The following is a 23,430-nucleotide window of genomic DNA, read 5'->3' as shown; positions in this document are numbered from 1 at the left end:
TTTATGGGATTATTCAGCCGCGGCAGGCATTGGCGAGACGTGGATCGCGCCCGCGACCGCGCGGCGGAGCGCGACGGTCATCCGGCCGATGCGGCAGGCGATCGGGCCCTGGCCCAGCGTCGCGCGGTGCAAAACCTCGACATCGACACCTTCGTCGAAGCCCAGTTCGCGCAGTCGGCGCGCCTCGGGATCGGCAAGTCGCGCCCATTCGATCGCGGCAACGATGCCATGCTGCTTGCGGGGCAGCGTTTCGAGGCTGACGGAACGATCGGGGCGAGTGTCCATGATGCGAGTGATTATCAGTAACGCCCGGGGAAGGGAAGCCCTAACCGTCGTTGGTTACGACCGCCTCGACGTCTCGCGATCCGGAGGAAAGTTAGGATACATAGATACTTAGCCGAGTGTTGGTGGCTTCAGGCAGTTGGATAGCGCAGGCGGCCGACGAATCGTGACAGGCTGAAACCGTGCTCGGTGCGCTTGAGGAAGCCCGCCTTGGCCTTTTCGAACTGCATGATCCCATTGATCCGGCGACCGAGGAACGCGCGGGTTTCCGCCAGACCTTCGCTTTCGTCGTCGAGGAAGACCGTGATCGTGGATGCATACACGCCGAGCAGGATGGTCCTCTTGGTGTAGTAATTATAGTCGGTCGTGATGTCGCCGGCGGCACGCCAGATCGTGTCGACCGTCCGCCAGCCGAGCCGCGTCGCCTTCGCCAGGTTCTGCGGGAGCGCGAGGATCGCCAGCGCGCGCCGCAGCGACTCGCGATCGATCGACGTCGCGTCGAGCCGCGCCTCGACCAGCGCGGTGATCTTCTCGCGGATCTTCATCAGCGCGAGCCGTTCGGGCGGCACCGCGGCCAGCATCACGTCATCAATATGCGCGAACCACGCGTCGATCATGTCGACCGGGCCGTCCTTGAACGCGAGCGCGGCGATGTCGGTGTCGATCCCCTCGGCCTGCGCAGCCATGTCGCGCGCGGCATCGCTCCAGCCGTCGAACGCCGCGTTGGCAGCGATACCGGGGGCGAGCTTTGCGCGGATTTCGTCGAGCGTAAGGTCCTGGGTCATACCGTCTCCTGCCGTTCAAAATCAGGCGTATCAAGCGTGTCTTCAAGGGGGACTTCCGGGGGAGGTCCCCTGCGGACGAGCACCAGCGCGACCGCGACCATCACGACCCCGACCAGATCCGCCGCGCCGAGCCGCTCGCCATACACCAGCCAGCCCACCACGCCGGCGACCACCGGCTGGATCAACAACGCGATCCCGATCACCAGCGGCGAGAAGCGGCCGAGCGCATAGATCATCAACCCCTGGCCGAGCACCTGGCTGCACAGAGCGAGCCCGATCAGCGGCCCCCAATGCGTCGGCATCACCCGCTCGCCCATCGCCAGCGCGAACACGAGCAGCGGCACGATCCCCGCCAGCGTGGACAAGGTCAGCGCGGACAGCGGCGCCAACGTCGCCCGCGCGCGCGCCATCAGGATGAAATAGACCGTGTAGAGCAGCCCCGCGAGGATGCAGAGCAGGTCGCCGATGAGGTTTTTCGCATCGAGCTGATACGAGCGACCCAGCAACAGCGCAGCGCCCGTCGCCGCCAGTACCAGCGCCCAGCCCTGCGTCCGCGTCGGCCACGTCTTCGCGATCAGGAAGCCGTAGATCGGAAAGATCAGAGTCGCCGCATTGCCGAACAGCGTCGCATTGGCGAGCGTCGTGCGCCGGATCCCGAGATGCCACGCACCGAGATCGGCCGCGAAACACACGCCGCCGACGATCAACCCGATCCACACGCCGCGGCTCAACCGGGTCGGTCGCGCGCCCTGCTGGACCGCCAACGCGATCAGGAACGGTACCGCCAGCGTCAGCCGCCAGAACCCCGCGGCCACCGGCCCGACCTCGGTCGCGCGCACGAACCATGGGCCGAACGCCAGCGCGACGTTTGCCACCACCAGCGCCGCGAAGGCGATAAGTCCCGGCGCGGCAACACTTTCCGTAACCGGCGTCAAACCGTGCGGCGTATCGGGCACGCTAGATAATCTTTGCGGGTCGGGACGATGCATGCCGCCCTGTAGCCTCCTATCTTCCGCCCGTCAGGCCAATAAGGAGCCCCCATGCCTAGCCTTTTCGATCCGATTACCCTTGGTGCCGTCGAAGCGCCGAACCGCATCATCATGGCGCCGCTCACCCGCGGGCGTGCCGACAGGGATGCGGTGCCGACCGATATCATGGTCGAGTATTACACGCAGCGTGCGAGCGCCGGCCTGATCATCTCGGAAGCCACCGGCATCAGCCGCGAAGGCCTTGGCTGGCCGTTCGCGCCGGGTCTGTGGACCGATGCGCAGGTTGCCGCCTGGAAGCCCGTCACCGACTCGGTCCACGCCGCCGGCGGCCGGATCGTCGCGCAGCTCTGGCACATGGGTCGCCAGGGCCATTCGTCGGTCTACGAGACGCAGCCCGTGTCGTCGTCGGTAACCGCGACCGAAGGCCAGGCCCACACGTTCGAAGGCAAGAAGGACTTCGAGGTCGCGCGACCGCTGGAGACCAACGAGATCCCGCGTTTGCTAAACGACTATGAGCTGGCAACGAAGAACGCACTCGCGGCCGGCTTTGACGGCGTGCAGATTCACGCGGCGAACGGCTATCTGATCGACCAGTTCCTGCGCGACAACGCCAATTTCCGCACCGACGAATATGGCGGGGGAATCGAGAACCGCGTCCGCCTGCTCCGTGAAGTCGCCGAGCGCGTGATCTCGGTTGCCGGCGCCGACCGCGTGAGCGTCCGCCTGTCGCCCAACGGCGATTCGCAGGGTGTCGACGACAGCAACCCCGAGGCGCTGTTTACCGCCGCTGCCAAGGCGCTGTCCGATCTCGGCATCGCGTTCCTCGAACTGCGCGAGCCCGGCCCCGATGGTACGTTCGGCAAGACCGACGTGCCGAAGCTCAGCCCGGCGATCCGCAAGGTGTTCAACGGCGTGCTGATCGTGAACTCGGACTACACGACGGTCGAGGAGGCACAGGCCGAGCTCGATTCGGGCAATGCCGACGCGATCACCTTCGGTCGCACGTTCATCGCGAACCCGGACTTGCCCGAGCGCCTGCGGACTGGCGCGCCGCTCGCGAAGGACGACGCGAAGACGTGGTACAGCCAGGGCCCCGAGGGTTACATCGACTACCCCGCGCTCGAAACCGCGAACGCCTGAGCTTGATCTTCCCCCGCAAGGGGGAGGTGGCAGGCGCCAGCCTGACGGAGGGGGAGGCACGCGCGAACCGCCGTTCCGTGTCCTCCCCCTCCGTCACCTGCGGCGACACCTCCCCCTGGCGGGGGAGGATCACGAAGGGCTGCCTCTGGTCACCCGCGCCGCCATCGCTTAGCAGCGCGCTTCCGCGCTCTGAGTAGCGTACCGGTGACGACAGGATATCTAATGACCGACGGCTGGCCGAGCGGCGGCAGGGGAACGGGGCCGCTCATGCCCGGCACCGCCGACCGGGCCGCAAAGCGTGCGGAGGAGCGTGCCAACGGCCGCGAGCAGCGCGCAAAGGAGCGGCTTGCCGCGTCTGAACAGCGATCCGAGTCGCGCGCCGCCCAACGTGATCTCCAGTCCCAGGAGCGCGAGCGCGCCCGCGAAAGCCGGCGGATCGAAGAGGATCAGCGGATCAAGGCGCGGCTCGATGCGCCGCCGACCAACGACGTCGAGGCGCTCAAGATTTCCAAACGCCGCCGCTCGGGCGCGCTCTCGCGCAGCGGCGAGGAATCGAAGACTGACCGCGACACCCGTAGCTACAAGACCATCGTCGACACCGCGCGCATCCGCACGCTCGCCGATCGCGGCGCGTCGGTGGCGGGGCTTGCCGGCGCGTTCGGCATCACGATCGAAGAGGTCGGGGCGGCTTTGCTGGAAACGGCCCCGCAGGACTAGGAGTCAAGTGGCGGTATGATCACCGGCCAGCCATGCCTTCGCCTCATCGATGTCGAGGAACGTCCGGCAATTCTCGGCCTTCAGATAACGTTCGGTCTGGAGCTTGGCCAGATGCGAGGCGACTACCGCAGCGATCGGTGCCGACGTCACCTTCAGCGCCTTGGGCATCATCGCCTCCAGCGCATCGACGACCTTCAAAGGCTGGATCGCCGCCTTGCGCAGGTCGGCGAGCACGACGAACCGGCCGTGATACAGCCGGGCTGCCGATCCCCGGGCTAGCAGTTCCGCAGAGAACGCCGCAGTCGTCGCGACCGACCAGAACCCCTCGGTGACGATGTTGAGTGTCTTGGTCGGGACGTCGAAGCTGATCGTGTACATGACGATCTCCGTAACGTCCGCGGCTTAACGATCCCCTGATGCACACGTGATTTTTGCCAAGGGCGATCATTCCCGTTCTTCCACGAGGGCGGAAGCCAAGGTCACGAACGCCATCGTTGTACCGCCCGCCTTAGCGGGGGGACATGGGAGAGAAGAAAGCTCTAATCGGTACCTGGCAGGTCGACATGGATCCGGCGGAAGCGCGCCTCGACCAGGCTGTACGCACCGAACAGCGCCAGCCCGATACCAGTCAGCGCGAGCAACCACTTGCCGCCCGGTTGCGATTGCAGCCGTTCCAGTGCCTCTGCCACGCCGCCCGCGTCGCTGGCATGCGCGGTCCATGCAGCCAGCCCGAACAACCCGGCGACGATCAGGAACACGAGCGCCCGCGCCCCGTAGCCGATCCTCCCCATCGTGCAGACATAGCCGGGCGCAGGGGCGTCGCCACGCAGGTCGTGAATGAAGTCGCCGCGCCACGCCTTCTGCGCCTGCTGGAAGGCGGCGACCAGCACGCCGACTGCGACAGCGCCGACGAGAACCCGTCCCGCCGGTTGGTCGAGCAGCAACGCGGTCCAGTCGCGCGCGCTCTCGTCGCCGGGCGAGACGGCGGCGTCGCGCGATCCCGTCTTCATAGCGAGCTTGGCGGCGGTCCAGGCGAGGATCAGGTGCGCGATGCCGCTGACGACGTGGCCGATCCGCTTGAGGCTGCCCTTGACGTCGCTGCCGATCTGCTCGGGGTTCGCCGCCGCCTCGGTCAGTCGCCAGATCGCGTAGCCGAGCAGGCCGGCGGCGACGATCGCGAGCAGTACCGGGCCGAACGCCTCGTCCGCCATCGACCCGATCGCGCCCTGGTTGTCGGCGATCTTGCCACCCCGCAACGCGGCGTCGACCGCGAACCAGCCGACGAGAATATACACCACCCCGCGCGCGGCGAAGCCGAGTTTGGCGAGCAACGTCGCATTCGCATCCGAAATCATGACCGCCCCTTTGTTACGGAGGCATAACGGCGCGACGCGCGTGACGTTCCTGTGGTGAGGTAGTTGAGGACGGTTGGCTCGACTTCTGACGATCTTGTTTCCCCGCGAAGGCGGGGATCCAGTCTGGGCTCGCGCCTTCGCGGGAGAGCAAGTAAGGCATCATGCCGCACAACTACCGACACGTACTCGCTCAACGGGCATCGGCACCGTGGTCGTTGCGGACGGCGTGGCCGATCTGCCTTCGGTTCCGCCGAAGCTATCATGATTTTCGCCGTTCTAGGGCTCAGACCTGATCGACCTTTCCTGTGACGGGTCAGGATCGTAAATCGAACGTTGGTTCGGTCTGACGCTGCCAAGAGAAAGGGCCCCGGGACGACTTTGCTGTCGGAAGGGTGAGGGTGAGTTACTCCTCAGACGTTTCGGTCGTGGGATTATCGAGCCTCGCGCCATCGAGCGTTCTCTTGATCCGAGTCTTCGCAGCCGCGTCCGCAGCCTTCTGCGCCGTGGTCCGCCCGAACAGGCTGCGGTTCCGATCCGCCTTCGATGAAGCCTCGTCACGAGCCCGCTGTTTCCGAGCGAGTCGCAGGTTGATCACGTCACCCACGGCCTGCTCTCCGCGCTCGCCAGTCGGCAGCACTCTGACCCCAATCGTCCACCGGCAGCAATTCGAGCGGCGGGGGAAGTTTAGTTGGGCCGCGGTTGGTCGACCCGAGCCGTTGCGCAAGCGCGATCGACTCGGCGTTGTCGGGTGCGATGGTGTGGATGATGTCGGTCCAGCCGAGCACGTCCACCGCATAGTCGATCGTCGCCGTCGCAGCCTCGCTCGCGAACCCGCGACCGGCGAACTGCGATGCCAGTCCCCAGCCGATCTCAGTACCCGGCCAGTCTTCGGGCTGCCACGGACCGACGCGACCGATCCATTCGCCGGTAGCGCGCAGCGTCACGGCGAACATCGAGAAGCCGCGAATGCTCCACGCGCCCGTCATCGCGCACAGCCCACGCCAGGCGACGCTGCGCGACTGCACGCCGCCGAGATGGCGCATCGTCGCGGGATCGGCGTGGAACGCATACCACGCCTCGGCATCCTCCGGTCCCAAGGGCCGGAGCAACAGGCGCTCCGTCAGGAGCGCCGGTGCGATCATGCGATGAAGCGGTCCTTGAGCGCCAGCATCGCCAGCGCCGCGTTCGCCGCGCCACCGCCCTTGTCGCCTTCGGTGGGCTTCGCGCGGGACAAGGCCTGCGCCTCGTTCTCGGTGGTCAGGATGCCGTTGCCGATGGGCAGGCCGTCCATCGTCAGCTGCATGATCCCGCGTGCGCTTTCGCCCGCGACGATCTCGAAATGATAGGTCTCGCCGCGGATCACGACGCCAAGCGCGACATAGGCGTCGAACATCTCGCTCTCGGCGGCCAGCGCGATCGCGCCGGGGACTTCGAGCGCGCCTGGCACGGTGATCGTCTCGTGCGTGTGGCCGGCGGCTTCGATCGCGGCCTTCGCGCCCTCGACGAGGAGGTCGTTGAGGTGATCGTAGAACCGGGCTTCGACGATGAGGAGATGCGCCATCAGTTGCTCTTTTCCGTGTTCAGGGACGCGATCGGGCGCTCGCCGACGATCGACAGGCCATAGCCGTCGAGGCCGACCAGCGTGTGATGCGTGTTGGTGATCAGCACCATGTCGTGGACGCCGAGTTCGGTCAGGATCATCGCACCGACGCCGTAGTCGCGCAGTTCCTCCATGTCCGGGGTGATCTCCGCGCCCGCCTTCTTCATCACCGCCGAGGTGAAGGTGTTGCTGCGCGGGCGGTTGATGACGACGATCACGCCCGCGCCCTCGTCCGCGATCATCTGCATCGAACGCGCGAGGATGCGGCCGCGATCGCCGGATTCGCCGAAGATGTCCGCGAACGGCGACAGCGCGTGCATGCGGACCAGCGTCGGCTTGGCCGGGTCGATCTTGCCCTTGACCAGCGCGACCTGCTCGGTGCCGGTCGCCTTGTTCCAGAACGTCAGCGCGCTCCAGTCGCCACCCCATTCGGAGGTGAACTTCGCCTCGGCGCGCTTCTCGACGAGGTGATCGTGGCGGCGGCGATAGGCGATCAGGTCGCGGATCGTGCCGATCTTGACGTTGTGGAACTGCGCGAAGGTGACGAGGTCGTCCATCCGCGCCATCGTGCCGTCCTCGTTCATGATCTCGCAGATCACGCCCGAGGGGTTGAGCCCGGCGAGCCGCGCGACGTCGACCGCGGCCTCGGTATGCCCGGCGCGGATCAGCACGCCGCCGTCGCGCGCGACCAGCGGGAAGACGTGGCCGGGAGTGACGATGTCCGACTTGCCCTTGGTCGCATCGACTGCGACCGCAATCGTGCGCGCGCGATCGGCGGCGGAGATACCGGTGGTGACGCCTTCGAGCGCCTCGATCGAGACGGTGAACGCGGTCTCATGACGCGTGCCGTTGTTGCGGCTCATCAGCTCGAGCCCGAGTTCCTCGGTGCGATCCCTGGTCAGCGCGAGGCAGATCAGGCCGCGGCCGAACTTCGCCATGAAATTGATCTTCTCCGGCGTCGCCATCTGCGCGGGAATGACGAGGTCGCCCTCGTTCTCGCGGTCCTCGTCGTCGACCAGGATGAACATCCGGCCGTTGCGCGCCTCGTCGATGATCTCTTCCGGGCTCGAGAGGTAGCCGTGCTTCAGACGGGCCAATTCGGACGAACGTTCAGCGGGCAGAGGCACGGTAATGCTCCATTCTTTGGAGGTAGCGGGCAAGGACGTCGATCTCGATGTTGACCGACTGTTCCACGTGGATCTTTCCGAGCGTGGTGACCGCCCAGGTATGCGGAATGATGTTGAGGCCGAATTCGACCTCCCCGTCGATGTCTTGAACGCTGTTTACCGTGAGCGAAACGCCGTCGACCGTCACCGAACCCTTGGGCGCGATGAACGGCGCAATGTCTGAACCCGCGCGGATGGTGACGCGGTGCGAGCCGCCTTCCTCCGCGAGCGCGACAACAGTGCCGAGACCGTCGACATGGCCCGTGACGATATGGCCGCCGAGTTCGTCGCCGAGCTTCATCGCGCGTTCGAGGTTGAACTTGCGGCCCTCGGTCCATTGGTCCTTGGCCGTGCGGCTGATCGTCTCGCCGGAGACGTCGACCGCGAACCAGTTCGGGCCTTTATCCACGACGGTCAGGCAGACGCCCGAGCAGGAGATCGACGCCCCGAGATCGACGGTGGCGGTATCATAGGCGGTGCTGACAATGACGCGGGTGTCGCCCTGCGACTCCACGGTTGTGACGGTGCCTATGTCAGTGACGATTCCGGTGAACATTATGCCTCGTTTCGTTCGCGCTCGTAGACCTCGAGCCGGTCCATGCCAAGTTGCCGCGCATCGACGATCGCCCAGCGACCATGTGCTTTGGTCAGGTCGGTGAGGCCGATGTCGCGGAGTGCGTGCTTGCCGCCGCCGATCAGGATCGGCGCGCGGTAGAGAAGGAGCCGGTCGACCAGATCCGCCGTCAGGAACGCCGACGCTACGGCCGCCCCGCCTTCGACGAGAATGTGGTCGACACCGGGGAGGGTGGCGATGTCGCGCGGAGCGGCGATGACGGTCCAACCGGGCAGGTCTTTGACGGTTGCGGATAATAGCACGCGTATCGGTCCGCGAGCTTCCAACCCCGGCAACCGCACGTCGAGTCGCGGCGTATCGGCGTCATACGTGCCGCGACCGACGAGGATCGCTTCGTGCCGACTCCGCTCGAGATGCGCGTGGGCGCGAGCTTGCGAACCGGTGATCCAGCGACTCGAGCCGTCCGGCATCGCGATGCAGCCGTCGAGCGAGGTCGCGAGCTTCAGGGTGACGTGGGGACGGGCGAGCGCTTGGCGAGTGAGAAAGCCGGCCATCGAACGTCTGGCTTCGTTCGCGCGAATACCACGCGTCACGGCGATGCCAGCGGCCGCCAGCCGGGCAAAACCCTGGCCCGCCGTTCGCGTGTCGGGGTCTTCGAGGGCGGCAACGACACCCGCAACGCCGGCCTCGGTCAGCAAGTCGCTACAGGCTGGCCCACGCGGTGACCGATGTGCGCACGGCTCCAGCGTCACGTAAGCCGTAGCCCCTCGTGCTTTCGCACCAGCCTCGGCCAAGGCCATCGCCTCGGCATGCGGACGTCCGCCCCCCTGCGTCCAGCCGCGCCCGACCACGCGACCATCGGCGACGATCACGCAGCCGACATTGGGATTGGGTACGGTCCGTCCACGGCTGCGTTCGGCCAAGGCCAGCGCAACCCCCATCCAGCGCGTGTCGGGCTGGGTCAGATGCCCATGGCCTTCAGCTTGTCGTCCAGCCGCTTGAACGACTCGCGCTGGGCGTCTTCGCGGGCCTTCTGTTCGGCGACCGCCTTGGCCTTGATCGGTGCGTCGATCTTCTGCTGAGCTTCGATCTGCGCATCGGTGCGATCCGCCGGCCATTGCTCGACATAGATGATCTTCGGGCGGTATTCCTTCTCGACGTACGAATCCTTCATGAACGCGTAGATCAAGAAGCTGGTGACGCCGAGCGCCGCCACGAGAAAGATGAGCTCGTACGGCCGGCGCTGGCTGAGGAAGAGCCGCAGGTCGCGATAGGCGACGATCGGCGTGAAGCGACTGAAAAAGCCCATGTCGCGCAAGATAGGGGGGCGGAGCCGGCTAGGCCAGCCCCGCGCCCCTCAAGCTTTAGTTCTGGAGGACAAACGTCAGCGCCATCGATCGCCACGCCTCGACGGGGACGCCGTCGCGGGTTGCCGGCTTGAACCGCCATTTCGCCAGCGCGCGATCCAGCGTCGCGCGGTAGAACGCGTCGGTGGTCGCGCTGACCCGCTCGACCTGTTTCACGCGACCGTCGGTGCCAACAAGCACGCGGATCACGACCCGGCCCTCGCGTTCGGCGCGGCGTTCTTCGGACGGGTAGCTAGGCTGGAACTCGGCGGCATAGCGCGGGTCGATGCCGGGCTGGACGAACAGCGGCGAAAGCTTGGGCGGATCGACCGCGACGGTGCCAGTGCCCGTGCCGTCGATGCCGATCGGCGGCGTGTAGGGGAGCGGATCGGGGGCGACCTTGAAGCCGGTCTCCGTCTGCGTCGGTACCTGCGGGATCGGTGCGTCGGGACGCGGGGCGGGGCGCGGTTGCTGGCGGATCAGCGGATCGGCGGGCGGTACCGGCTCGGGTGGCGGCGGCGGCGTGTACGGCACATAGGTCACGAGGGGCTTGTCGGGCACGAACGGCAGCACGTTCGGTGCCGCAAAGAACAAGGCTCCGATGACCGCGCAGTTGATCGCCAGCGCGACGCCGAGGCTCCCGGGATTGAATCCGCCCGTCCGGTTCAGTCGATCCGCGTACATTACCGTCTCCTTCGCTTCTCCTCGAGGATGGCGGCGAGATAGGTACCGCCGGTTGGGATGGTACATCATTACATTCTAGGGGCAAGGGGTTTGGAGGGGGTGGGCGCGAGGTAAGCTAACCTTGCTTCGCTGCTCTCGAGCGATGTTTGCCGGTTGGCCCCAATTGGCTCGGCCAACCTACCGTACTGCGCTGGCGGTCACATTCTTCGGCCACGTGCACCACCCCGGCGAAGGCCGGGGCCCAATTGGAAAGGTTGGAATAATGGAGCGCGGCACCCGTTCGCGACGTCCCCCAATTGGGCCCCGGCCTTCGCCGGGGTGGTGGTGAGAGGGAAGTGTGGTGCGTTACTTCTTCCGAACGCGGGCAAAGTGACCGCCAGCAAAGTATTGTCTGTAACTATCGGATCGGTCGCAGCCCGCCCTTCCTTGTTCTCCCGCGAAGGCGGGAGCCCAGACTGGACTCCCGCCTTCGCGGGAGAACATGTTTTTACCAGGGACCGAACAACTTGCGGGGATGTTCGATCAGCGCACCGCCAACCGCTCCATAGCCCGCTCCCGCCCGATCAAGGGCAGCAACGCCGCCATGTCCGGCCCATGATCGCGCCCCGTCAGCGCCCGTCGCAATGGCAGGAACAAAGCCTTCCCCTTGCGTCCCGTCTCCGCCTTCAACCGAGCCGTCAGCGCGTGCCAGGGATCGCTCGACCAATCGATCTCACCCGCCGCCACCAGCGCCTGATCGAGATACGCCGCGTCGATCTCGCCCTCGACGGCAACCGGCCCCTCGATCACGCCCCACCAATCCGCCGCATCGGCCAGCGTCACGAGGTTCGGCCGGACCGCCTCCCACGCCGCCACGTCCATGCCCTCGGGCAACCGTTCGGCCACCGCCTCGAACGGCAGCGCATGCAGGATTCGCGCGTTCAACGCCGCCAGTTCCGCCTCGTCGAACCGCGCCGGCGCCCGCCCGAACCGCGCAAAGTCGAACCCCGCGATCAGCGGCGCGGCGTCGGCGATCGGCTCGACCGGGTCGCTCGTCCCGATCCGCGCCAGCAGCGCGCGGACCGCCTGCGGTTCGATCCCGACCTCACGGAAATGATCGACGCCGAGCGAGCCCAGTCGCTTCGACAGTTTCCCCTCCGCACCGGTCAGCAACGCCTCGTGCGCGAACCGCGGCGGCGCGACGCCGAGCGCGGCAAACATCTGCAACTGGAGTGCGGTGTTGGACACGTGATCCTCGCCGCGCACCACGTGCGTCACGCCCATCTCGGCATCGTCGATCGCCGACGGCAGCATATACAGCCACGACCCGTCCGCGCGCCGGATCACCGGGTCGCTCATCGTCTTCGCCTCGAAATGCGCCGCGCCGCGGATCAAATCGTCCCAAGCGATTGCCGAGTCGTGATCGAGCTTGAACCGCCAGTGCGGTTTTACGCCATCCGCCTCCAGCTTCGCCCGCGCATCGTCATCCAATGCCAGCGCAGCGCGATCGTAGATCGGCGGCAACCCGCGCCCAGCCTGGATCTTCCGCTTCAGGTCGAGCTCCTGCGTGGTCTCGTACGCCGGATACACGTGCCCGCTTGCGACCAGTGCCGCGAACCGCGCCTCGTACAGCGCGAACCGCGCCGACTGCCGCTCCTCCGCATCGGGCGTCATCCCGAGCCAGTCGAGATCGGCACGGATCGCGTCGACGAACTGCTCTTCGCTGCGTTCGGGATCGGTATCGTCGATCCGCAGCACGAACTTGCCGCCATTGGCGCGCGCGAACATCCAGTTGTGGAGCGCGGTGCGGATGTTGCCGACGTGCAGCCGGCCGGTGGGCGAGGGGGCGAAACGGGTGATTACGGTCATCCCGCCGCTGTACGGAGCGGCGCGGCGGCGGGCAAACCCTTCCACCACGCGATTCGTGCGCCTAAGGGGTGCGGAATATCGAGCGGGAAATAGCTTCATGAAACTGATGACCGGCAATTCGAACCTGCCGCTGGCGCAGGAAATCTCCGCCTATCTCGAGATTCCGCTGACCGACGTTAGTGTGCGGCGGTTCGCAGACGAGGAGGTCTTCGTCGAGATCAACGAGAACGTCCGCGGCGAGGACGTGTTCGTGATCCAGTCGACCGGCTATCCCGCCAACGACAATCTCATGGAATTGCTGATCATGATCGACGCGCTCAAGCGTGCGTCGGCGCGGCGCATCACCGCGGTGATCCCGTACATGGGCTATGCGCGGCAGGACCGGAAGCCGGGCCCGCGCACGCCGATCTCGGCCAAGCTGGTCGCCAACCTGATCACCGTCGCGGGCGCGAACCGGGTGCTGTCGGTCGACCTGCATGCCGGGCAGATCCAGGGCTTCTTCGATATCCCCACCGACAATCTCTATGCGGCGCCGGTGATGTCGGCGGACATTCTGGCGCGGTTCAAGGGCAAGAACCTGATGGTCGTGTCGCCGGACGTCGGCGGCGTCGTTCGCGCCCGCGTGCTCGCCAAGCGACTCGACAACGCCCCGCTCGCGATCGTCGACAAGCGTCGCGAGCGCGCGGGCGAATCGGAAGTGATGAACATCATCGGCGAGGTTGAGGGGCGCTTCTGCATACTGGTCGACGACATCGTCGATTCGGCCGGGACGTTGTGCAACGCGGCGGCTGCGTTGAAGGAAGCGGGTGCCGAGGACGTGGTAGCCTATGTCACGCACGGCGTTTTGTCGGGTGGTGCGGTTGCCCGAGTCGAAGGCTCGGAACTGCGCGAGCTGGTGATTACCGATTCAATCGGGAACCACGAAGTCATCAAAGACGCACATGGCAAGATCCGCCACCTGCAGATCGCGCCGCTGCTGGGTGAAGCGATCAAGCGGATCGCGGATGAGACGAGCGTGTCGAGCTTGTTCGACTGACGAAAAATTGTTTCCCCGCGAAGGCGGGGACCCAGACTGGGCTCCCGCCTTCGCGGGAGAACACTCTAGCGGCTTACCGCTGCGACAATGCCACGATATGATCGAACACCGCCGGATGCAGCGGCTTGGCGAACGCACACCCGTATTTGAACTTGTCGCGCCATGCGACCACCGCTTCAAGTGCTGCCAAGCCAGGTAAGGTCAGCCATACGACCGTCCCCGGCCACAACGTAAAGCTCGTCTCCGCGCGAAACCCCGAGAGCGACAAATCCGTCACCTCGATCTCGAATCGCGTCTGGCCCCGATCGCGCAGGTGAGCGCGCATCTTGACGGCCTTGCGTAGCGCCTGACGGAGCTCCTCGCCGGTCGGTTCGGCGGGGGGGATGGGGACGGGCTGTGTCATGTCCGGAACACTGCTCCCCAAGTGGTTACTAATCTCCAAACGCCTTACGATTCGGCCGCTTGAGGTTTGGCCGCGCGTGGCTGGACGAATGCACCACCGGCACCGGCGGGGTAACTGCGGAACGCGATGATGCGGAGTCGGATAGCCATGGCCCTCCTGTAGAGGCGGCGGGGCGCGCCGCAAAAGGAATTGCTTTAGATCAGGCCATCCGGGGTCATTAAATCGTTCTAATGATAACGACACGCAACTGCAAATGCCTTAAGGGTGGATTTGCTGGCCGCCCTGTGCTTTACGCGCAACCAATTCCCGAGTTTCCTAAAAATTGCGTGGAGCCTTCCCGATGAACATCCATGAATACCAGGCCAAGGAACTGCTGGCCAAGTTCGGCGTCCCCGTGCCTGCCGGTTTCGCGGCACTGACCGTCGAGGAGGCCGTCGAGGCCTCGAAGAAGCTTCCCGGACCGCTCTATGTCGTCAAGGCGCAGATCCACGCCGGCGGCCGCGGCAAGGGCAAGTTCGTCGAGCTCGGCCCCGACGCCAAGGGCGGCGTCCGCCTCGCCAAGACCGAGGACGAGGTTCGCGCGGCAGCGACCGACATGCTCGGCAACACGCTCGTCACCATCCAGACGGGCGACGCGGGCAAGCAGGTCAACCGCCTGTACGTCACCGACGGCGTCGACATCGACAAGGAATTCTACCTCGCGCTGACGCTCAACCGCACCACCGGCCGGGTGATGATGGTCGTCTCGACCGAAGGCGGCATGGACATCGAGGCCGTCGCGCACGACACGCCCGAGAAGATCCAGTCGATCGATATCGACCAGGCAACCGGCTTCATGCCGCATCACGGCCGCGCCGTCGCTGCCGCGCTGAAGCTGACCGGCGATCTCGCCAAGCAGGCGGCGAACACCGCGTCGAAGCTGTATGACGCGTTTATGGGCACCGATGCCGAGCAGATCGAGATCAACCCGCTCGCGGTCACCAACGACGGCAAGCTGATGGTGCTCGACGCGAAGGTCGCGTTCGACGGCAACGCGCTGTTCCGCCACAAGGATCTGCTCGAACTGCGCGACGAGACCGAGGAAGATCCCGCCGAGCTTGAGGCGTCGAAGTACGACCTCGCCTACATCAAGCTCGACGGCGACATCGGCTGCATGGTCAACGGCGCCGGCCTCGCGATGGCGACGATGGACATCATCAAGCTCAACGGCATGTTCCCCGCCAACTTCCTCGACGTCGGCGGTGGCGCCAACAAGGAGAAGGTGACCGCGGCGTTCAAGATCATCCTCGCGGATCCGAACGTGAAGGGCATCCTCGTCAACATCTTCGGCGGCATTATGAAGTGCGACATCATCGCCGACGGCATCGTCGCCGCGGCGAAGGAAGTGAACCTCTCGGTACCGCTGGTCGTCCGCCTCGAGGGCACGAATGTCGAGAAGGGCAAGGAGATCCTCGCGAACTCCGGCCTCGCGATCGTTCCCGCGAACGACCTTGGCGATGCCGCGAAGAAGATCGTCGCAGAGGTGCAGAAGGTCGCGGCCTAACCGCCTTCGACCTCGCATACTGATTCTGCGAAAAGAGGGGCTCGGACGGAAACGTCCGGGCCCTTTTTCGTTTATGTCGCACACTGTTCGGCAGGTGGTCCGATCGGCATCTCGCCGTGACGCTACGGCATAGCGATGTTTCCATACCGGACTTGCGAAAACGACGCGAAACGGCCATCTGTCGCGCCAACGCCGCCATACTTTGACGGTGATCGAAACGAATGATTTCACCTTGGAAGGAACCCCGATGAAGGTGCTGGTGCCGGTCAAGCGCGTGCTTGACTACAACGTGAAGCCCCGCGTGAAGGCGGACGGAACGGGCGTCGATCTGGCGAACGTCAAGATGAGCATGAACCCGTTCGACGAGATCGCGGTCGAGGAAGCGATCCGCCTGAAGGACAAGGGCGTCACCGAGATCGTCGTCGTCTCGATCGGCGAGCAGAAGAGCCAGGAAACGCTGCGCACCGCGCTCGCGATGGGTGCAGACCGCGCGATCCTGGTCGTCAGCGAGACCAAGGTCGAGCCGCTCGGCGTCGCCAAGATCCTCGCCAAGATCGTCGAAGAAGAGAAGCCCGACCTCGTCATCCTCGGCAAACAGGCGATCGACGATGACAACAACCAGACCGGTCAGATGCTCGCCGGCCTCCTGAACTGGGGCCAGGGCACGTTCGCGTCGAAGGTCGAGATCGCCGACGGCTCGGTCAACGTGACGCGCGAAGTCGATGGCGGCGCGGAGACCGACACGCTCAAGCTTCCCGCGATCATCACCACCGATCTTCGTCTCAACGAGCCGCGCTATGCCTCGCTGCCGAACATCATGAAGGCGAAGTCTAAGCCGATGGCGCAGAAGACGCCGGCCGATTTCGGTGTCGACGTGACGCCGCGCCTGACCACGCTGAAGGTGGTCGAGCCCGCCAAGCGCTCGGCCGGGATCAAGGTCGCCGATGTCGACGCGCTGGTCGGCAAGCTCAAGGAAATGGGAGTCGCCAAGTGAAGACGCTCGTCTGGGTCGAACATGACGGTCAGGCCGTCAAGGATGCCACGCTGTCGGCGGTTACGGCCGCCTCGCAGCTCGGTGAAATCCATCTGCTGGTCGTCGGTCAGGGCGTCGACGGCGTCGCTGCCGCGGCTGCGAAGATCGCTGGCGTTGGCAAGGTGCACGTCGCCGACGACGCTGCGTTCGCGCATGCGCTCGCCGAGAACGTCGCGCCGCTGATCGTCGAGCTGATGGCCAGCCACGACGCATTCGTTGCGCCGTCGACAACGCATGGCAAGAATATCGCGCCGCGTGTCGCCGCGCTGCTCGACGTCATGCAGATCAGCGACATCCTGTCGGTCGAGAGCGAAGACACGTTCACGCGGCCGATCTACGCCGGCAACGCCATTGCAACCGTGCAGTCGACTGACGCGAAGAAGGTCATCACGGTGCGCGGCACGGCGTTCGCCAAGGCTGCGACCGAGGGTGGCTCGGGCGAAATCGAGGCGGTCGCGTCGACCGGCGACAAGGGTCTGTCGACCTTCGCCGGCTCGGAGATCGCGAAGAACGAGCGCCCCGAGCTGACCAGCGCGAAGATCATCGTTTCGGGCGGCCGTGCGCTGGCCTCGAGCGACCAGTTCCATGCGATGATCGATCCGTTGGCCGACAAGCTCGGCGCCGGCGTGGGTGCATCGCGCGCCGCGGTCGACGCGGGCTACGCCCCGAACGACTATCAGGTCGGCCAGACCGGCAAGATCGTCGCCCCGGAAGTGTATGTCGCGGTTGGTATCTCGGGCGCGATCCAGCATCTTGCCGGCATGAAGGACTCGAAGGTCATCATCGCGATCAACAAGGACGAGGACGCGCCGATCTTCCAGGTCGCGGACATCGGCCTGGTCGGCGATCTGTTCAAGATCGTGCCGGAGTTGACTGCGAAGCTGTAGGCCTGAGCGAGGCGTGCAGCAGCACGCCGCTGCGAAGCGAAGCGCAGGTTCGCACGCGAAAGGCCGGCCGGCGGCGCTCCAGCGCCGACCGACGGCGCGGGATTTACTCCCGCGTCGCGCGCCAAGAACAGGCGGTGTGACGTAGGTCGCACCGCCTGTTCTAGTGTCTGCCGAACGTACAGGTCTGCCGACGCCGAACCGGTTTTGTTCACAAACCCAGGTCAATTTCACCCAAAGTGACCGCCTCCCCGGCGAAGGCCGGGGCCCAATTGGGAAACGGAGGTAACGACGGACGGTCCTTCGTTACATAGACCTTTCCAATTGGACCCCGGCCTACGCCGGGGAGGTGCATCTGTCGAAGCGAGATCAGTACCGAATACGTCCGGCGTACTGAGATCGTTCTCGCGGCCTCACGCGCAGTTGCCGCCCACCGCACGCCTCCCCAACTACCCAGCATGTACGGCGTCCACCCGAACCCGCGCGACCGCCTGATATCCGCGGCCAGCGCCGCGCTACTCTGCGCCATCGTCGGCTACGCCCTCATCCTCGGCCTCGGCGTCAGCATCCCCACCGCTATCCCCAACGCGCTGAAGACGTTCGCCGTTGGCCCCACACCCCCTCCACCGCCGCCTGATAAAATCGTCCCCCGCCCCGCGAAAAGCCACCGCCCCGTAGGCGCAGCGTCCCCTGCGAACCTCCGCTCGAAGGCAACCGAACTCGTCGTTCCCAACCCGATCGTCCCCCCGATCGTTCCACCGCCCCCGGTTATCGTCACACTGAAACCGGGCCCCGGTAGCGACGCCACCAGCGGCGCGGCCCCCATTCCCGGACCAGGGACCGGCGCAGGCGGCGAAGGGAACGGCACCGGCAGCGGTCGCTCCGGAAATGGCGACGGCGACGGTGGCGACGAAACCCCGCCCCGTCTCCTGAAAGGCCGCTTCAAGAACAAGGATTTCCCCAACGCCGAGGCGGTGATCGGCGCGGGCGGGGTCGTCGGCGTGCGCTACACGGTCGAAACCGACGGCCAAGTCACGCACTGCATGGTCACGCGCTCCAGCGGAAACGGGGTGCTCGATGCGACCACCTGCCGCCTGATCGAGCTCCGCTTCCGCTACCGCCCCTGGCTCGACGCCGCCGGCCGCCCGGTCCGCTCGACCGTCGTCCACAACCAGGAATGGGTGAACCAACTCGGTCCCCCGTCACGCAGTAACTGAAGCCTACCGCCCGAGCCGTCCCCCGCTCAGCACCCGCGCCATTGCTGGTGAAACCGCCATCAACCCCCGCCCCAGAACGACCGTAGTCCCGAGCACCAGCAACGGCTGGACCAGCAGATACGCCGGATACAGCGCTGCCCCCAGCGCACCGGTCGCCAGCCCAATCACCGGCCCGAACAGCCACAACAGCACCAGGTGATCGCAGAATGCGAGAAATCCATAGCGCTCGATCCTACGCAGTCGCTCCGCGACGCCACTTCCCGCCAGCGCCCAGGCCAGCCGCCAGAACAGCACCGCCGAGGCCAATCGAAACAGTATGTCGAACGCCGCCATCACATGCGGATGTGCGTCGAAGAAGACGTTCCCCAGCAACGCGGCCCAGAGTCGCGGCGCGATCAGCACCACGAACGGCAGCGCGCAGAGGACAACAGGCCACCCCGCCACCTTCTCTGCCACGCCAAGCCGCCGCACGGCGATCCCCGCGGTAAAGAACAGCAGGATCTGCGGCCTGAGGAGCAGCGGGACGTGCACCGATGACAGGCTCCATACGACCACCACAAGCGCGACCAGCGCCAGCCAGATACTCGACGCACGCACCAGCAGCGGCGCGAGCATCATGCAGACGAACAGGTCGCGCAGGAATGGCATCTGCACGTTGACGTCGTTCGCCTGCACGAGCGGCACCAGTTCGTTGAGGGTCCAGCCGATGCTGGTCGGCGTCGGCGCTTTCAGGTCGCCGAACGTCGCCGCCGCCCCCACCAGCACAATCGCGATCGCGTTCCACAGAACCATCGGCAGCAGGATCGTCCGCGCCTTGCCGAGCACGAACGCCGCGTAGCCCTGGCGCGTTGCGGTCGAGACGACCAGCCAGCCGGAGATCATCCCTAGCAGCGGCACAGCGCTACGTCCGAACACTTCGCCGAGCACCGTTCGCAGCACCGCCTGCCAACTGAACGCCACCGCCGCCAATTCCTCGGCAGTGCGTCCGGTCCAGGCGTGGACGTAGACGATCCCCATGATCCCGATCAGCCGCGCGATTGCGATCGCGGTGGAGAGCCGGCTATCCGCCTCGCGCGCCGGTTCGACCATTCCCGTGTACAATTCGGACCTCTTCTCACGTTCGGCGAGCGCCTTACCCGGCTTGTCGCGCGCGAACACCTCCTTCAGGATGGAGCGGACGCCATGGGGGACCAAGACATGATCGCCGCATTCCTGCTGCTGGCCGCGCAGGCGAGCCCCGACGCTGCCCTATCGCGACGCGTCGAACGCGTGCTTGAGCGCAGCCCGGTGATCGACGGGCATAACGACCTCGCCTGGGAAATCCGCGAATTGCACGACGCGAAGGTCGAGGCGGTCGATCTCTCAGCCGACACAGCGCGGCTGCCGAACCCGCTCCAGACCGATATTCCCCGCCTGCGCAAAGGTCATGTCGGCGGGCAGTTCTGGTCGGTCTACATTCCCGCCGATGCGCCGCGCGCGGTGGAGATGACGCTGGAGGAGATCGACATCGTCCGCCGTTTCGTCGCGGCGAACCCGGCGACGTTCGAACTCGCCACCACTGCCGCGGACATCCGTCGGATCGAGAAGGCCGGGCGGATCGCCTCGCTGATCGGCGTCGAGGGCGGGCATCAGATCGACGGGCGGCTCTCCGTACTGCGCCAATATCGCGCGCTCGGTGTGGCGTACATGACCCTGACGCACGGCAAGAGCCTGAACTGGGCGGACAGCTCGACCGACGCACCGCGCGCCAACGGGCTCAGCGACTTCGGGCGGCAGGTGGTCGCGGAGATGAACCGGATCGGCATGATCGTCGACGTCTCCCACGTCTCGGACGCAACGATGGCGGCGGCTTTGGCAGCGACCAAGGCGCCGGTCATCGCCTCGCACTCCAGCGCGCGGGCGATCGCCGACGCGCCGCGGAATATCCCCGACGACCTGCTCCGCGCGATCGGCGCGAATGGCGGCGTGGTGATGGTGAACTTCTACCCGTCGTTCCTGTCGGGCGCATGGCGCGGCTGGGACGTCGCACGCTCGGCCTATGCGAAGCGCGTCGGCGTGCCGGCGAACGTCTACGGCGCGAAATTGCCTGTGCCTTTGGCGAGCTGGGACGCGGCGCATCCGGAACCGCAGGTCACCGCCGCGACGGTCGCCGATCACGTCGAGCATATCGCGAAGGTCGCGGGCCATGATCATGTCGGGATCGGCGGCGATTTTGACGGGATCCAGGGGACCGGGCCGATTGGCCTGAAAGGTGTCGACGGGTATCCGCTACTGTTTGTCGAACTGGCACGGCGGGGGTGGAGCGATGGCGACATGGCGAAACTGTCCGGCGGCAACGTCCTGCGCGTCATGGAACGGGTCGAAGCCGTCGCGAAGGGGATGGCGGCCCTGCCGCCGGTCGATGCGACTGACGTGGCGTCGCGGTAGGGCGAATTCTGCCGTTGGATAATCGTCATCCCCGCGCAGGCGGGGATCCATATTCTCAAGCGCGCGCGATCCTATCGCAAGGCCAGCCAATATGGGTTCCCGCCTCCGCGGGAATGACGGGTATGAGGCTGCACTGCCGGGTAATACTGACCAGATGACAGCCCCGCCTCACGGATCGGGCATCCGCTGCGGTACCGGCGGCTCGATCACCAGCGGCGGCACGTCACGCAGCACCAGCCCGATCACCAACGCCGCCACACCGAGCAGCAAACAGAACGCCGTCACCCCCGGCCATCCGGCATGCGTCCACGCGAACCCGCCGGCGGATCCCAGCACGCTCGATCCCATGTAGTAGAAGAACAGGTAGAACGCCGCCGCCTGTCCGCGCGAGCCCTGCGCCCGCCGGCCGACCCAGGCACTCGCGATCGAATGCGCGCCGAAGAAGCCGATCGTCACCACCGCGATCCCCACGATCACCAGCACCAGCGGCGTCATCGCGGTCAGCGCGACTCCGGCGATCAGCAGCACGACCGGAATCCAGAACACCTTCCGTCGCCCAAGCCGCCCAGCGAGCGTGCCGAACTTCGCCGAACTCACCGATCCGAGCACGTAGAGCAGGAACACGCCACCGACTGCCGCCTGGCTGAGGCCGTAGGGCGGGCTCATCAACCGGAAGCCTGCATAATTATAGATCGTGACGAACACGCCCATCAACAGGAACGCCTCGAGATACAACAGCGGCATCGCGCGATCGGTGAACAGCGATCCGGCACTCCGTAAAAATGCGCCAGGCCGTCCAACGTTCGGCGTAAAATTGCGCGAGAGTGGTGCGAGCCGGCGGAATGCCTCCGCCATTGCGAGGCCAGCGACGCCGACTGCGGCGAGCGCCCAGCGCCAGCCTTCGAGATCGGCGACGACGCTCACGACCAGCCGCCCAGCCATCCCGCCGAGCGCGCTGCCCGCGATATACAGCCCCATCGCCGCGCCGACCGAGCCCGCGTCGACCTCCTCCGCGACATAGGCCATCGCCACCGCAGGCACGCCCGCAAGCGCAACGCCGGTCAGGAATCGCAGCACGAGCAAGCCGCTCCACCCCGGCACGACCGCCGCCCCCAACGTCAGCGCGCCGGCCGCGAACATCGCCGCGATCATCAGCGGCCGCCGGCCGACGCGGTCCGAGACGAACCCGGCGAACAATATGCCGATCGCGAGCGGTCCGGTCGCGAGCGACACCGCCAGCGAGGCGCCCTCCGCGGTCAGCCCGAACTGGGCAGCGAACAGCGGCAGCAACGGCTGCACCGAATAGAGCAGCGAAAAGGTCGAGAACCCTGCGAACAGCATCGCCAACGTCAGGCGACGATAGGCCGGCGTGCCGAGAGCGATAGGCGCTTCAGAAGCCACTCAGGAAGCTCGCGACGTTGTGGCCGAGCGCATCGACCGCGTAGCCGCCCTCCATGACGATCGCAGTCGGCCAGCCGCGCCCGGCGATGTCGCGTGCAAGGACCGCATAGTTAAGCGTCGTCAACTTGAAATGCGAGATCGGATCGCCCTCCCACGTGTCCGCGCCGAAGCTGACGACGAGGAGGCCGGGATCGAACGCGGCGATCGCGTCGAGCGCAGTGGTTTGCGCGGCCCGAAACGCATCGATCTGCGTGCCGTGGGGCAGGGGGAGGTTCAGCGTGGTGCCGAGCCCTTCGCCTTCGCCGGTTTCGTCGGCATGGCCCCAGTAGAACGGATAGTCGGTCTTCGGATCGGCGTGGACCGAGGCGTAGAACACGTCGCTCCGGGCATAGAAAATGTCCTGCGTACCGTTGCCGTGGTGATAGTCGATGTCGAGGATCGCGACACGGTCGACGCCGGCGTCGCGCGCGGCCTGCGCGGCGATCGCGGCGGTGTTGAGGTGGCAATATCCCCCGCAATAGTCCGCGCCGGCATGGTGGCCGGGCGGGCGGCACAGTGCGAACGCCGCGCGGTCGCCGTCGAGCACGGCGTGCGTCGCGGCGAGCGCGGACTGCGCGCTGCCATAGGAAGCGGCCCAGGTCTCGGGTGTGATCGGCGTGGTCGCGTCGAAGCTGTGCGCGCCGATCAGCGCGTCGATCCGGGTGAGGTCTAGTGGCCGGCGGCCGCGGATCGGGAACGTGTAGGGGATCGCATCGCCCTCTCGCCCCGCCGCGCGCCACAGTCGCGCGGCGTCTTGCAGAAACGCGACATAAGCGGGGGAGTGCACCGCAAGGATCTGCGCCTCGCCGCGATCCTCCGACGTCTCGACGGGACCGATAGCACGCAGGATCGCGTCGATCCGCGCGGGCGTCTCGGCATAGGCGGTGAACGCGCCGTTGTGGAGTTCGCGCGCAGGGGCGTGGGTTCGCTGGGCGTCGTCGAAGAACAGCCGCATGTTCGC

Annotated in this window: 26 protein-coding genes; 8 read left to right on the top strand and 18 right to left on the bottom strand. The window is 66.1% G+C overall.

What is annotated here, in order from left to right:
• Positions 1–9: 9 nt before the first annotated feature.
• The 3 genes from O6X71_RS12430 to O6X71_RS12420 form a co-directional block, all read right to left on the bottom strand.
• Positions 10–285 (bottom strand): FeoA family protein, encoded by a 276-nt coding sequence (locus tag O6X71_RS12430; RefSeq protein ID WP_056487822.1) that lies wholly within the window; start codon positions 283–285, stop codon positions 10–12.
• Between the two features lie 128 nt (positions 286–413).
• Complete coding sequence (locus tag O6X71_RS12425; protein ID WP_353466110.1) at positions 414–1,067, bottom strand: COQ9 family protein; 654 nt, start codon at positions 1,065–1,067, stop codon at positions 414–416.
• Positions 1,064–2,023, bottom strand: a complete 960-nt coding sequence (locus O6X71_RS12420) for a DMT family transporter (RefSeq protein WP_353466109.1) — start codon at positions 2,021–2,023, stop codon at positions 1,064–1,066. Before O6X71_RS12420 ends, O6X71_RS12425 begins: the two co-directional genes overlap by 4 nt.
• 84 nt (positions 2,024–2,107) lie before the next feature.
• Here O6X71_RS12420 and O6X71_RS12415 point away from each other — a divergent pair, with 84 nt between their 5' ends.
• Both O6X71_RS12415 and O6X71_RS12410 read left to right on the top strand, forming a co-directional pair.
• Positions 2,108–3,196, top strand: a complete 1,089-nt coding sequence (locus O6X71_RS12415) for an alkene reductase (protein WP_353466108.1) — start codon at positions 2,108–2,110, stop codon at positions 3,194–3,196.
• 222 nt (positions 3,197–3,418) lie between these two features.
• Positions 3,419–3,913 (top strand): hypothetical protein, encoded by a 495-nt coding sequence (locus tag O6X71_RS12410; protein ID WP_353466107.1) that lies wholly within the window; start codon positions 3,419–3,421, stop codon positions 3,911–3,913.
• Between the two features lie 3 nt (positions 3,914–3,916).
• Here O6X71_RS12410 and O6X71_RS12405 read toward each other — a convergent pair whose 3' ends face one another.
• The 11 genes from O6X71_RS12405 to gltX all read right to left on the bottom strand — a co-directional run bounded on the left by O6X71_RS12405 (position 3,917) and on the right by gltX (position 12,486).
• Positions 3,917–4,291, bottom strand: a complete 375-nt coding sequence (locus O6X71_RS12405) for a hypothetical protein (protein ID WP_353466106.1) — start codon at positions 4,289–4,291, stop codon at positions 3,917–3,919.
• Positions 4,292–4,452: 161 nt separating this feature from the next.
• Complete coding sequence (locus O6X71_RS12400) at positions 4,453–5,268, bottom strand: DUF1206 domain-containing protein (RefSeq protein WP_353466105.1); 816 nt, start codon at positions 5,266–5,268, stop codon at positions 4,453–4,455.
• Between the two features lie 403 nt (positions 5,269–5,671).
• Positions 5,672–5,863, bottom strand: coding sequence for a DUF4169 family protein (locus tag O6X71_RS12395; RefSeq protein WP_353466245.1), 192 nt, complete (start codon positions 5,861–5,863; stop codon positions 5,672–5,674).
• A gap of 1 nt (position 5,864) precedes the next feature.
• Positions 5,865–6,410, bottom strand: a complete 546-nt coding sequence (locus O6X71_RS12390; RefSeq protein WP_353466104.1) for a GNAT family N-acetyltransferase — start codon at positions 6,408–6,410, stop codon at positions 5,865–5,867.
• Positions 6,407–6,829 (bottom strand): 6,7-dimethyl-8-ribityllumazine synthase, encoded by a 423-nt coding sequence (gene ribH, locus O6X71_RS12385; protein ID WP_353466103.1) that lies wholly within the window; start codon positions 6,827–6,829, stop codon positions 6,407–6,409. The genes O6X71_RS12390 and ribH overlap by 4 nt, the downstream gene beginning before the upstream one ends.
• The gene (ribB, locus tag O6X71_RS12380; protein WP_435368478.1) at positions 6,829–7,995 is read right to left on the bottom strand and encodes a 3,4-dihydroxy-2-butanone-4-phosphate synthase; all 1,167 of its coding nucleotides are present in this window, start codon (positions 7,993–7,995) and stop codon (positions 6,829–6,831) included. The genes ribH and ribB overlap by 1 nt, the downstream gene beginning before the upstream one ends.
• Complete coding sequence (locus O6X71_RS12375) at positions 7,979–8,590, bottom strand: riboflavin synthase (protein WP_353466102.1); 612 nt, start codon at positions 8,588–8,590, stop codon at positions 7,979–7,981. Before O6X71_RS12375 ends, ribB begins: the two co-directional genes overlap by 17 nt.
• Complete coding sequence (ribD, locus tag O6X71_RS12370) at positions 8,590–9,549, bottom strand: bifunctional diaminohydroxyphosphoribosylaminopyrimidine deaminase/5-amino-6-(5-phosphoribosylamino)uracil reductase RibD (protein ID WP_353466100.1); 960 nt, start codon at positions 9,547–9,549, stop codon at positions 8,590–8,592. Before ribD ends, O6X71_RS12375 begins: the two co-directional genes overlap by 1 nt.
• A 20-nt stretch (positions 9,550–9,569) precedes the next feature.
• Entirely contained in the window at positions 9,570–9,917 is a 348-nt protein-coding gene (locus O6X71_RS12365) for a hypothetical protein (protein WP_353466099.1), read from the bottom strand.
• A gap of 55 nt (positions 9,918–9,972) precedes the next feature.
• Positions 9,973–10,638 carry a TonB family protein gene (locus tag O6X71_RS12360; protein ID WP_353466098.1) on the bottom strand — a complete coding sequence of 222 codons (666 nt, stop codon included), beginning with the start codon at positions 10,636–10,638 and terminating at the stop codon, positions 9,973–9,975.
• 522 nt (positions 10,639–11,160) lie between these two features.
• Complete coding sequence (gltX, locus tag O6X71_RS12355; protein ID WP_353466097.1) at positions 11,161–12,486, bottom strand: glutamate--tRNA ligase; 1,326 nt, start codon at positions 12,484–12,486, stop codon at positions 11,161–11,163.
• Positions 12,487–12,583: 97 nt separating this feature from the next.
• On the opposite strand from gltX, the gene O6X71_RS12350 reads away from it, so the two are divergent.
• The gene (locus tag O6X71_RS12350; RefSeq protein WP_056064113.1) at positions 12,584–13,522 is read left to right on the top strand and encodes a ribose-phosphate pyrophosphokinase; all 939 of its coding nucleotides are present in this window, start codon (positions 12,584–12,586) and stop codon (positions 13,520–13,522) included.
• 73 nt (positions 13,523–13,595) lie between these two features.
• On the opposite strand, the gene O6X71_RS12345 is transcribed toward O6X71_RS12350, so the two are convergent.
• Positions 13,596–13,925, bottom strand: a complete 330-nt coding sequence (locus tag O6X71_RS12345) for a pilus assembly protein PilZ (RefSeq protein ID WP_332745100.1) — start codon at positions 13,923–13,925, stop codon at positions 13,596–13,598.
• 340 nt (positions 13,926–14,265) lie between these two features.
• Here O6X71_RS12345 and sucC point away from each other — a divergent pair, with 340 nt between their 5' ends.
• From sucC to O6X71_RS12325, 4 genes are all read left to right on the top strand, one after another.
• The gene (sucC, locus tag O6X71_RS12340) at positions 14,266–15,468 is read left to right on the top strand and encodes an ADP-forming succinate--CoA ligase subunit beta (RefSeq protein WP_056053980.1); all 1,203 of its coding nucleotides are present in this window, start codon (positions 14,266–14,268) and stop codon (positions 15,466–15,468) included.
• Between the two features lie 247 nt (positions 15,469–15,715).
• Positions 15,716–16,462 carry an electron transfer flavoprotein subunit beta/FixA family protein gene (locus tag O6X71_RS12335; RefSeq protein WP_056064107.1) on the top strand — a complete coding sequence of 249 codons (747 nt, stop codon included), beginning with the start codon at positions 15,716–15,718 and terminating at the stop codon, positions 16,460–16,462.
• Positions 16,459–17,388, top strand: a complete 930-nt coding sequence (locus O6X71_RS12330; RefSeq protein ID WP_353466095.1) for an electron transfer flavoprotein subunit alpha/FixB family protein — start codon at positions 16,459–16,461, stop codon at positions 17,386–17,388. The genes O6X71_RS12335 and O6X71_RS12330 overlap by 4 nt, the downstream gene beginning before the upstream one ends.
• Before the next feature lie 455 nt (positions 17,389–17,843).
• A complete protein-coding gene (locus tag O6X71_RS12325) occupies positions 17,844–18,602 on the top strand; it encodes an energy transducer TonB (protein WP_353466094.1) in 759 nt (252 codons plus the stop codon).
• Between the two features lie 3 nt (positions 18,603–18,605).
• Here O6X71_RS12325 and O6X71_RS12320 read toward each other — a convergent pair whose 3' ends face one another.
• Entirely contained in the window at positions 18,606–19,796 is a 1,191-nt protein-coding gene (locus O6X71_RS12320) for an acyltransferase family protein (protein WP_353466093.1), read from the bottom strand.
• A gap of 3 nt (positions 19,797–19,799) precedes the next feature.
• Here O6X71_RS12320 and O6X71_RS12315 point away from each other — a divergent pair, with 3 nt between their 5' ends.
• Entirely contained in the window at positions 19,800–21,029 is a 1,230-nt protein-coding gene (locus O6X71_RS12315) for a dipeptidase (RefSeq protein ID WP_353466092.1), read from the top strand.
• 168 nt (positions 21,030–21,197) lie between these two features.
• Here O6X71_RS12315 and O6X71_RS12310 read toward each other — a convergent pair whose 3' ends face one another.
• Together O6X71_RS12310 and O6X71_RS12305 are read right to left on the bottom strand one after the other, a co-directional pair.
• Entirely contained in the window at positions 21,198–22,430 is a 1,233-nt protein-coding gene (locus tag O6X71_RS12310; protein ID WP_353466090.1) for an MFS transporter, read from the bottom strand.
• Complete coding sequence (locus tag O6X71_RS12305; protein ID WP_353466088.1) at positions 22,420–23,424, bottom strand: histone deacetylase family protein; 1,005 nt, start codon at positions 23,422–23,424, stop codon at positions 22,420–22,422. Before O6X71_RS12305 ends, O6X71_RS12310 begins: the two co-directional genes overlap by 11 nt.
• Between the last annotated feature and the right edge of the window lie 6 nt (positions 23,425–23,430).

Source organism: Sphingomonas faeni, from assembly GCF_040407505.1.
GTDB classification, from domain to species: domain Bacteria; phylum Pseudomonadota; class Alphaproteobacteria; order Sphingomonadales; family Sphingomonadaceae; genus Sphingomonas; species Sphingomonas faeni_E.
The sequence above is the reverse complement of the archived record's forward strand: the minus strand, read 5'-3'. Positions and strand labels throughout refer to the sequence as shown.

Bases quoted from the DNA above. Each gene is read 5' to 3' on its own strand.
- O6X71_RS12430 (WP_056487822.1), bottom strand. From the start codon at position 285: ATGGACACTCGCCCCGATCGTTCCGTCAGCCTCGAAACGCTGCCCCGC.
- O6X71_RS12425 (WP_353466110.1), bottom strand. From the start codon at position 1,067: ATGACCCAGGACCTTACGCTCGACGAAATCCGCGCAAAGCTCGCCCCC.
- O6X71_RS12415 (WP_353466108.1), top strand. From the start codon at position 2,108: ATGCCTAGCCTTTTCGATCCGATTACCCTTGGTGCCGTCGAAGCGCCG.
- O6X71_RS12410 (WP_353466107.1), top strand. From the start codon at position 3,419: ATGACCGACGGCTGGCCGAGCGGCGGCAGGGGAACGGGGCCGCTCATG.
- O6X71_RS12405 (WP_353466106.1), bottom strand. From the start codon at position 4,291: ATGTACACGATCAGCTTCGACGTCCCGACCAAGACACTCAACATCGTC.
- O6X71_RS12400 (WP_353466105.1), bottom strand. From the start codon at position 5,268: ATGATTTCGGATGCGAATGCGACGTTGCTCGCCAAACTCGGCTTCGCC.
- O6X71_RS12390 (WP_353466104.1), bottom strand. From the start codon at position 6,410: ATGATCGCACCGGCGCTCCTGACGGAGCGCCTGTTGCTCCGGCCCTTG.
- ribH (WP_353466103.1), bottom strand. From the start codon at position 6,829: ATGGCGCATCTCCTCATCGTCGAAGCCCGGTTCTACGATCACCTCAAC.
- O6X71_RS12375 (WP_353466102.1), bottom strand. From the start codon at position 8,590: ATGTTCACCGGAATCGTCACTGACATAGGCACCGTCACAACCGTGGAG.
- ribD (WP_353466100.1), bottom strand. From the start codon at position 9,549: ATGGGGGTTGCGCTGGCCTTGGCCGAACGCAGCCGTGGACGGACCGTA.
- O6X71_RS12365 (WP_353466099.1), bottom strand. From the start codon at position 9,917: ATGGGCTTTTTCAGTCGCTTCACGCCGATCGTCGCCTATCGCGACCTG.
- O6X71_RS12360 (WP_353466098.1), bottom strand. From the start codon at position 10,638: ATGTACGCGGATCGACTGAACCGGACGGGCGGATTCAATCCCGGGAGC.
- gltX (WP_353466097.1), bottom strand. From the start codon at position 12,486: ATGACCGTAATCACCCGTTTCGCCCCCTCGCCCACCGGCCGGCTGCAC.
- O6X71_RS12350 (WP_056064113.1), top strand. From the start codon at position 12,584: ATGAAACTGATGACCGGCAATTCGAACCTGCCGCTGGCGCAGGAAATC.
- O6X71_RS12345 (WP_332745100.1), bottom strand. From the start codon at position 13,925: ATGACACAGCCCGTCCCCATCCCCCCCGCCGAACCGACCGGCGAGGAG.
- sucC (WP_056053980.1), top strand. From the start codon at position 14,266: ATGAACATCCATGAATACCAGGCCAAGGAACTGCTGGCCAAGTTCGGC.
- O6X71_RS12335 (WP_056064107.1), top strand. From the start codon at position 15,716: ATGAAGGTGCTGGTGCCGGTCAAGCGCGTGCTTGACTACAACGTGAAG.
- O6X71_RS12325 (WP_353466094.1), top strand. From the start codon at position 17,844: ATGTACGGCGTCCACCCGAACCCGCGCGACCGCCTGATATCCGCGGCC.
- O6X71_RS12315 (WP_353466092.1), top strand. From the start codon at position 19,800: ATGATCGCCGCATTCCTGCTGCTGGCCGCGCAGGCGAGCCCCGACGCT.
- O6X71_RS12305 (WP_353466088.1), bottom strand. From the start codon at position 23,424: ATGCGGCTGTTCTTCGACGACGCCCAGCGAACCCACGCCCCTGCGCGC.